This window comes from Kribbella sp. NPDC051587, from assembly GCF_044453945.1.
In the GTDB taxonomy this organism is placed as follows: domain Bacteria; phylum Actinomycetota; class Actinomycetes; order Propionibacteriales; family Kribbellaceae; genus Kribbella.
On sequence record NZ_JBITDE010000005.1, the window covers coordinates 438,545 to 453,844 of the forward strand.

Below are 15,300 nucleotides of genomic sequence, written 5' to 3' on the forward strand. Positions count from 1 at the left end.
GAATCGCTCCCAGATCCACCCCAAACCCCTTTGGGAGGAGCGCCACAGCCCACATGGCGCCGAAGTGCCGCTCGCCGACCCTGGACGCCCGGCAACGCCGTACCAACACCGCAGTGGACGGCTGCCGCGTACCGACGAACGGGTACTGGTCACCACATCCGGCCGCCGGCAGGCGTGATCGCGCTCGGCAACCGCACGCCGACCCGACCACCCACAGCCCGCCGGCACAGCGCCCCAGCGCCCGCGTGTCCACGGCACCTGTCCCGTGTCGGGCCTCCCATCCCCACAACAACACCCGCCCCCCGCCGCCCACGCCTCCGCCCCTCGACTGTCACCGCACCCTGAGCACGCCTCAACCATCCCCCCGCCCCCAATGTGGTCGATGGGCGCTCAAGGTAGATGGACCGCCGCACCCTGAGCACGGCTCACCCACCTCACCAGGCGCCACCCGGTCAAGCGGTGCCCAAGACGGATGCACCGGCGAACCTTAAACACGGCTCAACCACTTTGCCGGGCGCCATGTGGTTGAGGGGTGCTCAAGGTGGGTCACCGCCTTTGGGCGCGGCGCGGTTGATCCGGCGATCAGGTGATGGGGGGTGGCGGCGGGTGGTGCGTACCGACGGACTGGTAGTGGGCACCACATCCGGCTGTCGGTGGGCGTGGTTGCGGCTGGCGGCCGGGCGCAGGGCCACGTAGTCACAGTCCGTCGGTACGGCGTTCGCCGGCGGCGTGGTGGGGTGAGCGGGTGGTGTGTATCGACGGGCTGGTGGTGGGCACCACATTTGGGTGTCGGTGGGCGTGGTTGCGGTTGATGGTCGGGCGTGGGGCCGCGTAGTCACAGTCCGTCGGTACGGCGGTCGCCGGCGGCGTGGGTGGGATATCGCTTTCCGTTTCGGGTTGACTCGTCGTTTCGGCTCTCTTATGGTTGCGGAACACGCCTTGGAAAGCCCTTTCCAAGGGTTGGTGAGGGAGGCGCGGGGAACTGTGAGCGAGCGACGTATCGGGATCGTGATGAACGGGGTCACCGGCCGGATGGGGCTGCGGCAGCACCTGGAGCGCTCGATCGTGGCGATCCGCGAGCAGGGCGGGATCCAGGCCGCGGACGGGACGATGATCGTTCCGGACCCGATCCTGGTCGGCCGGAACGAGTTGAAGCTGCGGCGGATCGCCGAGACCTACGGGCTGACGCGGTGGACCACCGATGTCGCCGAGGCGCTCGCGGAGCCGGATGTGGAGATCTACTTCGACTCGCAGCTCACGCAGTTGCGCGAGAAGGGCGTGCGCGCGGCGGTCGAGGCCGGGAAGGCGATCTACTGCGAGAAGCCGATCGCGGACAGCCTGGAGGCTGCGGTCGATCTGGCACGGCTGATCCGGGACTCCGGGCTGAAGAACGGCGTCGTCCAGGACAAGCTGTCGTTGCCGGGGCTGCGAAAGCTGAAGCGGCTGGTGGACGGCGGGTTCTTCGGGAAGATCCTCTCGGTGCGCGGCGAGTTCGGGTACTGGGTGTTCGAGGGTGACTGGCAGGAAGCGCAGCGGCCGTCGTGGAACTACAAGTCCGAAGAGGGCGGCGGGATCATCGTCGACATGTTCTGCCACTGGCGGTACGTGCTCGACCAGATCTTCGGTGAGGTCAAGTCGGTCTACTGCCAGGGCGCGACGCACGTGCCGGCCCGTTGGGATGAGCAGGGCAACGAGTACGCCGCCACGGCCGACGACGCGGCGTACGGCGTCTTCGAGCTCGAGGGCGGGATCGTCGCGCAGCTGAACTCGTCGTGGACCACGCGGGTGTTCCGTGACGAGCTGGTCGAGTTCCAGGTGGACGGTACCGAGGGTTCGGCGGTTGCCGGGCTGCGGAACTGCCGTGTGCAGCACCGCTCCGCGACACCGAAGCCGGTCTGGAACCCGGACATCCCCGCGACCGAGAACTTCCGTGAGCAGTGGGCGACCGTGCCGGACAACGACAACTTCGACAACGGCTTCAAGGTGCAGTGGGAGATGTTCCTGCGCCACATCGTCGACGACACGCCCTTCACCTGGGACTTCGTCGAGGGCGCCAAGGGCGTTCAGCTCGCTGAGCTCGGACTGCAGTCGTGGCGCGAGGGACGCAAGCTCGAGGTGCCGGCGCTCGACCTCGGGTCCCCGGCATGAAGCTCCCGCTGAACGGTGAGCTGGTCGACTACCAGCTCTCCGGTACGCCGGTTGCCCAGGGCACCTATTCTCCCGCCAGATCGCGGTTGGCCTTCGCCGCGGCGCACGTCGTCGCCGACCCGCTCGGCGACAACTCGCCGGGCGCCCCCGCAGTCATCGACTGGGAACACACCCTGGGCTTCCGCCGCCACCTGTGGTCACTCGGCCTCTCGGTCGCCGAAGCAATGGACACAGCACAACGCGGCATGGGCCTCGACTGGGCGTCCACCCAAGAACTGATCCGCCGCTCAGCCGCAGAAGCACCCGACGGCCGTATCGCGGTCGGCGTCGGCACAGACCAACTACCCGCCACAGGCCAACCCGCCGCCGGTTCCACCAGGAAGAGCGGAGCGGAGAGCCGAGGAGCGAGCGCCACCAGCAGCACCGGAGGCAGCCGGAGCGGCGAAACCGCCGGAGGCAGCCGGAGCGGCGAAACCGCCGGAGGCAGCCGGAGCGGCGAAACCGCCGGAGGCAGCCGGAGCACCCGACCGGGCGAGGGCGGCGTTCACTCTCTTGACGCGGTGATCGCGGCGTACGAGGAGCAGCTCGCCGTTGCCGAGGACGTCCAGGCGCAGCCGATTCTTATGGCTAGCCGGGCTTTATGTGCTGCTGCGAGTGGACCTGATGATTATCGGAAGGTTTACGACCGACTGTTGAACCAGTCGTCGCGGCCGGTGATTCTGCACTGGCTGGGGTCGATGTTCGATCCGGCGCTGGACGGTTACTGGGGTAGCGACGACGTGGATGCCGCCGCGGACACCGTCGTACAGCTGATCGAGGACAACGTCGCGAAGGTCGACGGGATCAAGGTCTCGCTCCTGGACGCCGACAAGGAAGTTGCCCTGCGCAAGCGTCTTCCCGAGGGCGTGCGCCTCTACACCGGCGACGACTTCAACTACCCCGAACTGATCCAGGGCGACGGCGACCGCTACAGCGACGCCCTGCTGGGGATTTTCGCCGCCATCGCACCCGCCGCGGCCGCGGCGCTGAAGGCACTCGACGACAACGACCTCGACACCTACACCAAAGTCTTCGCACCGACGGTCCCGCTGGCCCGGCAGATCTTCTCTGCGCCGACCTATTACTACAAGACCGGAATCGCCTTCCTGGCTTGGCTAAATGGCTACCAACCCGGCTTCACAATGGTCGGCGGTCTGCAGACCGGTCGCGCACTCACGCATCTCGCCGATACCTTCCGCCTCGCCGACCAGGCCGGCGTACTGACGAACCCGGACCTGGCCGTCGACCGGTTCCGGCAGTTGCTCAGGGTCGGCGGGATCGACGCATGAACCGCTACAGCCTGAACCAGGCCACGACGAAGTACTGGCCGCTCGAAGACGTGGTGAAAGCCAGCGCCAACGCCAACCTCGAGTGGATCGGCCTGTGGCGCGAGCCCATCCAGGAGTACGGCGAGGAGCGGGCCGCCAAGCTGGTCGCCGACGCCGGGCTGAAGGTCTCGTCGCTGTGCCGCGGCGGCTTCTTCACCACCACCAACCCGCAAGAACGCCAGGCCAAGATCGAGGACAACCGCCGCGCGATCGACGAGGCGGCAACCCTCGGTACGTCGGTCCTCGTACTGGTCAGTGGCGGCCTCCCACCCGGTTCCCGTGACATCGACGGCGCCCGCGCGATGATCCGCGACGGCCTGGCCGAGCTCGCGCCGTACGCGGAGGAACGCGGAGTGAAGCTCGCCGTCGAGGCGCTGCACCCGATGTTCGCGTCGGACCGCTGTGTCGTCTCGTCCCTCGGCGGCGCACTCGACCTCGCCGAGCAGTTCCTCGCGAGCCAGGTCGGCGTGATCGTCGACGCGTACCACCTGTGGTGGGATGCCGACATCTACCGCCAGATCGAGCGCGCGGGTGAGCGGATCCTGTCGTACCAGGTCAGTGACTGGACCGTCCCGCTCCCCGTCGACAACCTGCTCGGCCGCGGCATGATGGGCGACGGCGTGATTGAACTCCGCCGGCTGCGGGAAGCGTGTGACGACGCCGGGTACGACGGTCCGATCGAGGTCGAGATCTTCAACCAGGAACTGTGGGATGCGCCGGGCCAGGAGGTCTTCGACCTGGCGTACGCCCGCTATCAGGAGCACGTCATCTAACGCTTGAGGAGCTAGGTATGACTATTCCCGCCGACGGTATCGGGATGCACCTGTACACCATGCGGGATGTGCTGGCGGAGGACTATCCGGGGACGCTGAAGCGGCTGGCCGACATCGGCTACCGCACGGTCGGCGTGAGCGGCCGGTTCGACCACAGCCCCGAGGAGATCCGCGGCTTCGCGGACGACGCGGGGCTGAAGATCGTGCTGGAGCACGTCGGCTATGCACGACTGGCCGACAACTGGGCCGGCGCGTTGGCCGACGTACAGACACTCGGCGCGCAGTGGGTCGTCGTACCGTCGATCCCGGTCGAGCAGCGGTCGATCGAAGGATTCCGTACGGCGGCCGCCGCGTTCACCGAGGCCGGGAAGGCCGCGCGTGATGCGGGGCTGAAGTTGTTGTTCCACAACCACGGTCACGACTTCGACGAGATCGACGGGACGGTGCTGTACGACATCCTGCTCGACGTCGACCCGGAGCTGCTCGGGTTCGAGCTGGATCTGTACTGGGCGGTCGACGGCGGTCACGACCCGGCGAAGCTTTTCCAGGAGCACCCGGGCCGGTTCCCGGCGCTGCATGTGAAGGACATGGCGCAGGACGGGTCGTGGGAGGACGTCGGTGCCGGGAAGCTCGACTTCGGCGCGATGTTCGAACACGCGGAGTCCGGTGGTGTCGAGCAGTACCTGGTGGAGCACGACAAACCGGCCGACGCCTGGGCCTCTGCGGAGCGCAGCTACCGTGGGTTGACCGAGATTTAGCGCTCTCCCTGTGGATACAGCCGCTCACGTTTGGTGAATCCGGCCTATTCTCGACACGTGATCGAGCCGACAGTACGACTGACCGCAGTCCGGCGGTTGTACGAGGTGAGTGCGCGGATGGGGGCCGGGCGGAGCCTGGCCGAAACGCTCCAGGCCGTGGTCGACGGAGTGGTGGACGGTCTGGGCTTCGGCATCGCCGTGCTCAACCTCCGCCAGCCGGACGGCAAGTTCGAGGTCATCGCGGTCTCCGGGTCACCGGAGGCCCGCGAGGCCCTGCTCGGCACGATCAGTGCCGCCGACATCTTCGACGCCGAGTTCGCGATCGCGGACGCGTGGGGCGGCCTGCGCTTCGTGCCCCACGAGCGGCTGCCCGAAGGTGACGTGGTCGGCTGGGTGCCCGACGTACCGATCGCGAAGGGGCCGGATGCGTGGCACCCGCTCGACGCCCTGTTCGCTCCGCTGTATTCCTCCGAGAACGAGCTGGTCGGGATGCTGTCGGTCGACCTCCCCGAGGACGAGCGACGGCCCGGCCCGGTCCACCGCGAACTGCTGGAGATCTTCGCCACCCAGGCCGGCCTGGCGATCGACAAGGCCCGCCTGACCGACGAGCTCCGCGCCGAGAAGTCCCGCCTGGAGGCGAGCGAGGCGACGTTCCGGATGGTCTTCGAGGGCGCCGGAAACGGGATGGCCACGGTCGCCCTCGACGGCCCCGAGGCCGGCCGGATCCTGCGCGTCAACGACGCCTTCTGCCAGATCACCGGGTACGACGCCGGCCACCTGGTGGGTGCGGCCGCGGGCACGTTCCTGCGTGACGAGGAGCCGGAACAGACCCGGCGCGAACTCGCCCGGCTCGCCCGCAGCAGAACGCCGTACCGGTTCGAACGCATCTTCTCGCAACCGAGCGGCAACGAGATCTGGCTCGGCGGTACGGCGGCCATCGTCGTCGAGAGCACCGGCCGTCCCCGCATCCTGCTCGTCCAGATCGACGACGTGACCGCCCGCAAGGACGCCGAACGCGAACTCCGCCACCACGCGGCCCACGACCCGCTCACCGGCCTCCCGAACCGCCGCCTCCTCCAGCACCGCTTCGACCTCGTCCTCGAACGCACCCGCGCCTCCACCCGCCCCGGCGCCCTGCTCTTCTGCGACCTCAACCACTTCAAACTCGTCAACGACAGCTACGGCCACGAAGCCGGCGACCGCGCCCTCCGCGAGATCGCCGACCGCCTCACCACCGCCGTCCGCCACGGTGACACCGTCGCCCGCCTCGGCGGCGACGAGTTCGCCATCCTCGCCGAAGACATCGAAGGCGTTGCCCTGGCCGCGTTGATCACCCGCCTCGAAGCCGCCGTCAGCCGCCCCCTCGAAGGCATCACCACCCAAGTCACCACCGCCATCGGCACCACCCCCATCACCCCCACCTCCCCCGACCTCGACACCCTCCTCCACACCGCCGACCAAGCCATGTACGCCGCCAAACACCACCGGCGCTGAACTGGCCGGGAGCTGCCAACCGCCGTCAGCCCCTACGAATCCCGCCTAGCGTCATTGCTGATGCCCACCTCCCGGCGCCGTAAGAAGAAACCCGCCCGGCCCAGCTCCGGCGGCGGGTCCGCCGTGTCGACGCCGCCTCCTCCGAACCCGCCGCGAATCTCCGCGCCGGACTGGCAAGCCAGGTTCGAGGCCTTGCAGCGACTACCCGACTCCGACCCCAGGAAATGGGCAGAGCACTCTGCCCTGCTCGCGGAGTTGCAAGCTGAGCTGCGCTGGTACGAACCGCCGATCGACACCCGGCCCAAGCCAGAGCCCTCTCGGTACAAGGGCTCTTGGCGGCTCGCCGCGCAGCGGGCCGCCGAAGCCCGCGAGGCGATCCGGGACGAGATCGAGCAGCTAGGTCCCCGATTGCATCGCTACCGGAGGGACTACGACAGGGTGGTGGAGCTGAAAGTCGACGCGCGCGACACCTACCTGGCGATCAAATCGGTGCCCGGCGACCCGACGAAATGGGTGACTCCCGGCTACCGCTGGTGGATCGAGAGACCGGTCGCCGGAGCTCGTCAGCCGGTCGAGATCACCCTCACCGTCCCTCCGAACGGCGGGGCCCAGCTCCGCTGCGGAAACGAGCTAGCCCCGGCCACACCCCAAGCGTGGAGGGAGTTCACGGCAACCGCCCTCCCCGACCCCCCACCCCCGAAGCGCCCAGCCCCCACCCCGCCCCGGCCATCACAGGTCCCCCGGCCCCCGGTACGACGTGCGTACCGGCTCCTGCGCGCGGCGTTAGTAGCCCAAGCCGTGTTCTCCCTGGAGTCCTGCCTCGCCGTTCTCCTTGTCGCTCTCGTGGTGAGTATCGCCGTCGTCATCGTGACAGCCCTCGCCAAGCTCTGAACGAATCCTGTCCGGCGCCCTGCGCTCGAATCCTCGACACCAGCCGATGGTGAGGGGGCCCAGGCGTGGGGCTGGGGTGCGTTACGCACCTGAATCGACCAGCAGAAGTCCCCAGCCTCGATGCTTTCAGGGAGTTTGGCTGAGGTGAGGGGGACGGTGTCAGGCAGCGCCCAGCTTGAGCAGCGCTTCGTCGGTGAGGCGGTAGACGGTCCATTCGTCTTGGGGGTGGGCGCCTAGGGACTTGTAGAAGTCGATGGCGGGGGTGTTCCAGTTGAGGACTGACCACTCGAGGCGTTCGTAGTTGTTGCGGACGCATTCTTCGGCGAGGGCCTTGAGGAGGGCTTTGCCGAGGCCGGCGCCGCGGGCTTCGGGGCGGACGAAGAGGTCTTCGAGGTAGATGCCGTGGACGCCGCGCCAGGTGGAGAAGCTGAGGAACCAGATGGCGCAGCCGACGATGCGGTCGTCCTGCAGCGCTACGTGGGCGAAGACGGCGGGGGATTCGCCGAACAGCGCCGTTTCGAGTTGGTCGGGGGTGAGGTGGCATTCGGTGGGGGCTCGTTCGTAGTCGGCCAGGGCGTAGACGAGCTCGACGATGGCAGGGACGTCTTCGAGGAGGGCGCGGCGAACGGTCATGGGGTCATCCTGCACCAGCAAGTTCACCCCAGCGACAGGCCTCCGACACCTGGGCAGAGAACAGTGAAGGCGCTTTCCAACCCTGAACCCGCCTCGTCCAGGAGGTATTTTTCATGACCGTTTCACGCCGCCGTTTCCTTGCCGTGGGTGGTGCGGGCTCGGCCGCCGTACTGCTCGGCACCGGCGCCTGGGACGCTTCGACCACGTACGCCGCGCCGGCTGCCGCCGGGAACCCGTTCACGCTGGGCGTTGGTTCGGGCGACCCGCAGTACGACAGCGTCGTGCTGTGGACCCGCCTCGCCACGGATCCGTTCGCCGTCGACGGCAAGGGCGGCATGCCCGCCAAGCCGGTTCGCGTCGAGTACGAGGTCGCCCTCGACGAACACTTCCGGTACGTCGTACGCCGGGCGAGCGTGGTCGCGACGCCTGAGCTCGGTCACTCGGTGCACCCTGAGGTCCGCGGCCTGCTCCCGGACCACGTGTACTACTACCGCTTCCGCACCGGCCACCAGCTCTCGCCGACCGGCCGTACGAGGACCACTCCGCACCCGTTCACGACGCCGCGCCAGCTCAAGTTCGCGTTCGCGTCGTGCAATGCCTGGCAGGACGGGTACTTCACGGCGTACGACCACATGGCCGACGAGGACCTCGACCTGGTCGTTCACCTGGGCGACTACATGTACGAGTCCGGTGTAAAGACCAACAAGCGCGGCGTCACCACGGATCCGCGGTTCCACACCGAGACGTTCGACCTTGCGCGGTACCGGCTGCAGTACTCGCTCTACAAGAGCGAGGCGCCGCTGCAGGCCGCGCACGCCGCGCACCCGTGGATCCACACGTTCGACGACCACGAGGTCGAGAACAACTGGGCCGGTGACATCTCCCAGGTCGACACCGAGCCCGACCAGGACCCGGCCGTCTTCCGCGCCCGTCGCGCGCAGGCGTTCCAGGCGCTCTACGAGAACATGCCGCTGCGGCACGAGCAGATGCCGGCCGGGCCCGACATCCGCTACCACCGGCGTCTTCCGTACGGGCGGCTGGCCGACTTCACCATCCTCGACACCCGGCAGTACCGCAGTGACCAGGTCTGCGGCGACACCGACAGCTCCACCTGCGGCGACCGCTACAACCCGGACAACACCATGCTCGGCGGCAAGCAGCGCGCCTGGCTGCTCGACGGCTTCAAGCGGTCGCGTGCCCGGTGGCAGATCATCGGCAACCAGACCCCGATGGGCCAGACCGACTGGACGCCCGGCCCGGAGACCCACGTCTGGACCGATCCCTGGGACGGTTATGTTGCCGAGCGCAACAAGGTGCTCGGCGCCGCGCAGGACAGCGGAGTCCGGAACCTGGTCGTCATCACCGGCGACCGGCACCAGAACTACGCCCTCGAACTCAAGCGCGACTACGACGCGCCCGCATCGGCATCGGTCGGCACCGAGTTCGTCGGTACGTCGATCACCAGCGGTGGCGACGGCGCCGACATGACCGACCAGGGCAAGCAGTTCCTGGCCGCGAACGAGCACCTCAAGTTCTTCAACAACCAGCGCGGGTACGTCCGCGTCACCGTCGACCAGAAGCAGTGGCGCTCCGACTTCCGCGTCCTCCCCTACGTGCAGACACCGGGCGCGGCGATCAGCACGCGTGCGACGTACGTCGTCGAGGACCGCAACCCGCACGTCCACAGCGCCTAGGTACTAGACGGACAGGCCGCCGTCCACGGAAAGCACAACACCGGTCACGTACGACGACCGGTCGCTGAGCAACCAGGCGGCGGCCTGAGCCACCTCGATCGGCTGGGCCGCGCGCTGCAACGGGACCTGCCCGACGATGAAGTCGATGGTCCCGGGCTGCGCCGTGTCCCAGTCCTGCAGCATCTCGGTCAGCGTCGCGCCCGGCGCGATCGCATTGACCCGGATCCCTTCCGGGCCATAGGTCTTCGCGGCCGACTCGGTCAGGCTGTTCCCGGCCCGCTTCAAGGCGCCGTACCCGGGAAGCTGTGGGTTGGCGCCCAAACTGCCGACACTCGACGTGTTCACGATGCTGCCGCGGCCTGTCCCGGCGCGGATCGCCGCGACCTCGGCGGTCATCGCGAGCCACAGTCCACGGAAGTTCACGGCGTACTGCTGATCCATCGCGTCGATCGGCAACTCGTCCATCGGCCCTGGCGGCTGACCGGTGGCGCCGTTGTTGAACGCACCGTCCAATCGTCCGTACGTCGATACTGTCCGCTGCACGGCTGCGGTCACGGAATCGGGGTCACCCAGGTCGCAGACGACGTACTCGCCGTCGATCTCCTTCGCGACGATCGCCAACTGCTCCTCGGTCCGGGCGGCGAGCATCACCTGGGCGCCCTCCGCGGCGAACAGCCGGGCCGCGGCGGCTCCGATCCCGCGGCCGGCGCCGGTGACGAGAATGACTTTTCCTTCGAGCAATCTCTCCATGCGGCCCACCTTGCGCGGCAGCGAGCGCGCTTAACCAGGAACCATCAGTACCTGGTTAAGCGCGCAGGGACGGGCACACTGGACGGTATGGACAAGGCGGAGCTGGCGGCGTTCCTGCGCAGCCGACGCGAACGCGTCACCCCGGCCGAGGCCGGCTTGCCCGCCGGGCGACGACGCCGTACGCCGGGACTCCGGCGCGAGGAAGTCGCCCAGCTCGCGTACATCTCGACGGAGTACTACGCCCGGCTCGAACAGTCCCGCGCACCGCATCCATCGGGCGAGGTACTCGCCGGACTCGCGCGAGCGCTGCGGCTGTCCGATGCCGAACGCAACTACCTGTGCCAGCTGGCCGGCGTACCGGTGACTCCGCCCGGACCGTCGCGGGTGGTGCGACAGAGCATTCTCGACCTGATCGAACGGCTGCCGACCACGGTCGCGATCGTGTTGTCAGCGACGTACGAGGTGATCGCCTGGAACCCGCTGGCCGCGGCGCTGCTCGACGACTTCTCGAAGCTGTCCCGGCCCGACCGGAACCTGCTGCGCCGTACCTTCCTCGGCCCACGCTCGGCGGACGGCAAGGTCTTCGGATCCTCTGGCGACCCCGCATTCGCTCAGCAGGCCACCAACTACCTCCGGACGACCGCGGCGCGCTATCCGGACGATCCGGAGGTGCAGGGCCTGATCGCCGATCTGCTGGCGGGCAGTCCACGATTCGCCGAGCTGTGGGAGGCGCACGACGTCGCCACCGAGCCGACCTTGTGCAAGACGTTCGACCATCCGCTGGTCGGGCCGATCACCGTGAACTGCGACGTGCTCACCCTGGCCGATCGCGACCAGCAGCTCGTCCTCTACACCGCGACACCGGGCTCTCCGTCGGAGGAAGCGCTGCGGTTACTTTCCGTCATCGGGACGCAGGAGTTCATTCAGTAGCGGGAGTACTGGATGCATTCGGATATTCCTGTTGGAGTTAAGGGTTCGCGTGCGGGAACTTGGAAGGTATGACGAACCCCACCCGCACGATCGGTGCTGTCCAGGTCAGCCCGATCGGGCTCGGCGGAATGCCGATGTCGATCGAGGGCCGCCCCGACGAGGCCCGGTCGATCGCGACCATTCACGCCGCGCTCGACGCCGGAATCACGCTGATCGACACCGCCGACGCGTACCACCTGACCGCGACCGACGTCGGCCACAACGAAACCCTGATCGCCAAGGCGCTTTCGTCGTACGGCGGTGACACGTCGAACGTCCTGGTCGCCACCAAGGGCGGTCACCTCCGCCCCGGCGACGGCAGCTGGACCCTCGATGGTTCGCCGGCATACCTCAAGCAGGCGGTCGAGGCGTCGATCAAGCGGCTCGGTGTCGAGGCGATCGGCCTGTACCAGTTCCACCGGCCGGACCCACAGACGCCGTACGAGGAATCTGTCGGTGCCATTCGCGACCTGCTCGACGCCGGCAAGATCCGTCAGGCCGGCATCTCGAACGCCAACCCCGAGCAGATCCGCCAGGCCAACGAGATCCTCGGCGGCCGCCTCGTCTCGGTGCAGAACCAGTTCTCGCCGAAGTTCCGCTCGAGTGAGCCGGAGCTCGACCTCTGCGACGAACTCGGGATCGCGTTCCTGCCCTGGTCCCCGCTCGGCGGGATCTCCAACGCCAGTGAGCTCGGCGAGAAGCACCCGGCCTTCCACACCCTCGCCGCCGAGCTCGGCGTCAGCCCGCAGAAGCTGACCCTGGCCTGGATGCTCGCCAAGTCCCCGGTCGTCATCCCGATCCCCGGATCGAGCCGGCCGGAGACCATCCGTGACTCGTACTCCGCGATCGAGCTCAGCCTCACCCCCGATCAGGTCGCCACTCTCGACGCCTCCTGACCCCGGCGGATTTCGCCGCGATTGCAACAAAGTGCAACTTGGACACAGATCCCCGGGAACCCCCTCCCGTCACCCACCGCGACCACTAGTCTCGGGACGGTCGACTCTCGGGAGGAACAAGTGGGGATCTGTGTCCGCTGCGGAAACCAGCGAGATCCAGCCAGCCAGAGCTGTCCGCACTGCGGAGCCGGGTCTGCGCCACCTGTCCAGGCGGCGCCGGTAGCGGCTCCGTTCGTGGAGACCCCTGGTCCGCCGACCAGTTCGCCGTCGTCCTGGCCACCGCCGGTTCCGACGTCACAGGTGCCCGGTCCGGCGCCGCGCAAGTCGGCCGGCGCGAAGATCCGGCAGCTCTTCACGCGGCCACCCGGGTACCAGAATGTCTTTGTCTGGCTGGTGACCGGGATGCTGCGCAACCCGCGCGGCCTGATCGCCGCGCTGCTCACCACCTGGTTCAACCTGCCGGCGGCGATCATGCTCGGCGGCGTCGGAATGGTTGCCGGAGGCATCGCCGGGTACGTCGGCGGCGCGCTCGGCGGCCATAACCAGGCAGACTCGCTGGCCAACAACATCCCGCTGCTGAACGGCCTGCTCGGGAGTGCGCTGCTGCAGGGCGGCGGCATCCTCGGCATGCTGGCGGGCATCGCGGCCGGTGCCATCGGCGGTTTCCTGCTCGGCCTGTTGCTGCCGTGGATCTTCATCGCCGCGGCCAGCCCGATCGAGGGTGTCGGCCGCTTCTTCGGCCAGCTCGTGGTCGCCGCGCTGTGCGGTTTCCTCTACACGATGTACAGCATCGCCGCCGAGGGCTGGATCATGCGGATCCAGGGAGCGCGGAAGCCCAGCCGCCGCGAGCGTGAGCTGATCGAGCCGGTGCTGCAGGAGTGTGCCCGCCGGATGGGCCTCACCTCGTTGCCACGGCTGCTGATGTCCGACGACCGGGAGCCCAACGCCTTCGCCGGCGCCCGCCACATCCAGGTGAACCGGGGCTTCCTCGCCGACTTCGAGTTCGAGACCGAGCCCTTGGCCGGTGTGCTCTGCCACGAGCTCACGCACTGGCGTAACGCGGACGCCGTCTCGAACATGTTCATCCGGGGCATCGCGCTCCCGCTCTACCTGTCGTACACGGCCTGCACCTGGTTGCTGCAGCTGACCCGCGGCACCATCGCGTTCATCATCATGTTCATCACCTGGCCGATCCTGGTCAGCATCAGGTACGTCCTGATGCCGCTCCAGGCCGCCGGCTGGCGCGCCGCGGAGTACCGGGCCGACCAGGGCGCCGTGTTCGCCGGTTACCGGGACGGCATCCGGCAGGTCTTCGTCAAGTTCCAGCGCACCTTCGACGGCGCGAACAGCGGCTGGGACCTGGCCATCCTCGGCACTCATCCGCCCACTGAGCTGCGGCTCGAGCGGCTCGAGGCGCCCGGCGTCGAGTACCCGCTGCCCGACGCCGGCGGCCCGACCGCGCCGACGCCGGTCATCATCACCGGGTCGCTGGCGAGGGACTGATGAACGCTTCCTGGCCGCAGATCCCGCCGTTCGGGCTCGAACCCCGCCGCCAGGTGTTCCTCGGCTGGGACGCCCGCGGCGGCTACAAGCGGTGCTGGAGTGCCCCCGAGGACTCGGTCGGCATCGTCGGCCCGCCGCGCTACGGCAAGACCTCCGGCCTGATCATCCCCTCGGTGATGTGGTGGGAAGGTCCAGTCGTCTGTACGTCGACCCGTGGCGACATCCTCGGGTTCACCGGAGACCGCCGGCGGGCGCTCGCGGCGCCGTACGGGGGAACTGTCCGGGTGTACGACCCGTTCGGGAGCGAGTTCCCCGAGCTGTCGATGCGGTGGTCGCCGCTGGCCGACTGCGAGAATCCGTCGGTCTGCTATCGCCGGGTCGCCGCGATGACAGCCGTTGCGGGACAAGGCGTTTCGGACGGTGATCACTGGCGAGGTGGCGCCGCGGCGATCCTGCGCGCGTACTTCCATGCGGCGGCGTTGGAGGGGTTGCCGATCTCCGTCGTACGGCGATGGCTCACGGCGCAGGAGACGCGTGACCCCACGGCGATCCTGCGGTTGTCGTCGAGCCCAGGAGCCATGTGGGCCGACGATCTGGACGCGGTCAAGCTGCTCGGCGATCGTGAACGCGGCAGCTTCTATTCCGTTGCCCGCAACACGTTGGAGGCGACCTCCGAACCGACCGTGCTCGCCTCGTGCTCGCAGAACGACCTGGACATCGACGAGTTCCTGGAGAGCAGGTCGTCGCTGTTCATCATCGGTCCGTCGCACCAGCAGCAGGCGATCGCGCCGCTGATGGCCGGCCTCGTCGACAGCATCGCGCAACGCGCCTCCGAGCTGGCGGCCGCCCGCGGCGGCCGGCTGGACCCGCCGCTGCTACTCGCCCTCGACGAGATCGCCAACATCGCACCTCTGCAAAGCCTCCCGTCCCTGGTCAGCGAAGGCGGCGGCCGCGGCATCATCACGCTCTGGGCCACGCAATCCCTTGCCCAGTTGAGGAACCGGTACGGCGTCGAGCAGCAAGCCGCCATCCTCGCCGCGACGACCGCCAAGCTGATCTTCGGCGGTATGTCCAACGGCGAGGACCTGCACAACATCTCCTCCTGGGCCGGCGAACAACTCCAGTCCAACACCAGCACCCAGCTAGGCCCCCAAGGCGCCCCCTCCATGACCGGCTTCGGCACCGGCCCCACCGGCGTCAGCGGCAACACCAACACCCAGGGCACCACGGTAGGCACCATCTACCGCCCAGCCCTCCCCATCAACGCCATCCAGATGCTCCCCCCGTTCCACGCCTGGCTCTTCTGGCGCAGCGACCCACCCTTCCAAGTCGAATCCCGCCCCGCCGGTGCCATCCCCGAGTTCGCCAACCTCAAAGGCTTCACCCATGACCGCTGATGAGTACGAGTACCTCGTCAGGGCCGC

13 protein-coding genes are annotated in these 15,300 nt (G+C 68.3%); 11 read left to right on the top strand and 2 right to left on the bottom strand.

What is annotated here, in order from left to right:
* The first annotated feature begins 984 nt into the window (after positions 1–984).
* From ACIA49_RS21295 to ACIA49_RS21320, 6 genes are read left to right on the top strand one after another with little or no spacing between them, the layout of a single operon-like run.
* On the top strand, positions 985–2,148 hold the full coding sequence (locus tag ACIA49_RS21295; RefSeq protein ID WP_396378921.1) for a Gfo/Idh/MocA family protein: 1,164 nt from the start codon (positions 985–987) through the stop codon (positions 2,146–2,148).
* Entirely contained in the window at positions 2,145–3,476 is a 1,332-nt protein-coding gene (locus ACIA49_RS21300) for a dihydrodipicolinate synthase family protein (RefSeq protein WP_396378922.1), read from the top strand. Before ACIA49_RS21295 ends, ACIA49_RS21300 begins: the two co-directional genes overlap by 4 nt.
* Complete coding sequence (locus ACIA49_RS21305) at positions 3,473–4,288, top strand: sugar phosphate isomerase/epimerase family protein (RefSeq protein ID WP_396378923.1); 816 nt, start codon at positions 3,473–3,475, stop codon at positions 4,286–4,288. Before ACIA49_RS21300 ends, ACIA49_RS21305 begins: the two co-directional genes overlap by 4 nt.
* A gap of 17 nt (positions 4,289–4,305) precedes the next feature.
* Positions 4,306–5,046 carry a sugar phosphate isomerase/epimerase family protein gene (locus ACIA49_RS21310; RefSeq protein ID WP_396378924.1) on the top strand — a complete coding sequence of 247 codons (741 nt, stop codon included), beginning with the start codon at positions 4,306–4,308 and terminating at the stop codon, positions 5,044–5,046.
* A gap of 57 nt (positions 5,047–5,103) precedes the next feature.
* On the top strand, positions 5,104–6,540 hold the full coding sequence (locus tag ACIA49_RS21315) for a diguanylate cyclase domain-containing protein (RefSeq protein WP_396378925.1): 1,437 nt from the start codon (positions 5,104–5,106) through the stop codon (positions 6,538–6,540).
* Positions 6,541–6,600: 60 nt separating this feature from the next.
* A complete protein-coding gene (locus ACIA49_RS21320; protein WP_396378926.1) occupies positions 6,601–7,431 on the top strand; it encodes a hypothetical protein in 831 nt (276 codons plus the stop codon).
* A 159-nt stretch (positions 7,432–7,590) separates the two neighbouring features.
* Here ACIA49_RS21320 and ACIA49_RS21325 read toward each other — a convergent pair whose 3' ends face one another.
* Positions 7,591–8,064 (bottom strand): GNAT family N-acetyltransferase, encoded by a 474-nt coding sequence (locus ACIA49_RS21325; RefSeq protein WP_396378927.1) that lies wholly within the window; start codon positions 8,062–8,064, stop codon positions 7,591–7,593.
* Between the two features lie 113 nt (positions 8,065–8,177).
* On the opposite strand from ACIA49_RS21325, the gene ACIA49_RS21330 reads away from it, so the two are divergent.
* The gene (locus ACIA49_RS21330) at positions 8,178–9,758 is read left to right on the top strand and encodes an alkaline phosphatase D family protein (RefSeq protein WP_396378928.1); all 1,581 of its coding nucleotides are present in this window, start codon (positions 8,178–8,180) and stop codon (positions 9,756–9,758) included.
* A 3-nt stretch (positions 9,759–9,761) separates the two neighbouring features.
* Here the strand turns inward: ACIA49_RS21330 and ACIA49_RS21335 are convergent, their stop codons facing one another.
* The gene (locus ACIA49_RS21335; RefSeq protein WP_396378929.1) at positions 9,762–10,508 is read right to left on the bottom strand and encodes an SDR family NAD(P)-dependent oxidoreductase; all 747 of its coding nucleotides are present in this window, start codon (positions 10,506–10,508) and stop codon (positions 9,762–9,764) included.
* Between the two features lie 87 nt (positions 10,509–10,595).
* Between ACIA49_RS21335 and ACIA49_RS21340 the strand changes: the two genes are divergently transcribed.
* From ACIA49_RS21340 to ACIA49_RS21355, 4 genes are all read left to right on the top strand, one after another.
* A complete protein-coding gene (locus ACIA49_RS21340; protein ID WP_396378930.1) occupies positions 10,596–11,438 on the top strand; it encodes a helix-turn-helix transcriptional regulator in 843 nt (280 codons plus the stop codon).
* A 68-nt stretch (positions 11,439–11,506) separates the two neighbouring features.
* Entirely contained in the window at positions 11,507–12,373 is an 867-nt protein-coding gene (locus ACIA49_RS21345; RefSeq protein ID WP_396378931.1) for an aldo/keto reductase, read from the top strand.
* A gap of 234 nt (positions 12,374–12,607) precedes the next feature.
* Positions 12,608–13,876 (top strand): M48 family metalloprotease, encoded by a 1,269-nt coding sequence (locus tag ACIA49_RS21350; protein WP_396378932.1) that lies wholly within the window; start codon positions 12,608–12,610, stop codon positions 13,874–13,876.
* Positions 13,876–15,273 (top strand): type IV secretory system conjugative DNA transfer family protein, encoded by a 1,398-nt coding sequence (locus ACIA49_RS21355; RefSeq protein ID WP_396378933.1) that lies wholly within the window; start codon positions 13,876–13,878, stop codon positions 15,271–15,273. The genes ACIA49_RS21350 and ACIA49_RS21355 overlap by 1 nt, the downstream gene beginning before the upstream one ends.
* Positions 15,274–15,300 lie beyond the last annotated feature (27 nt).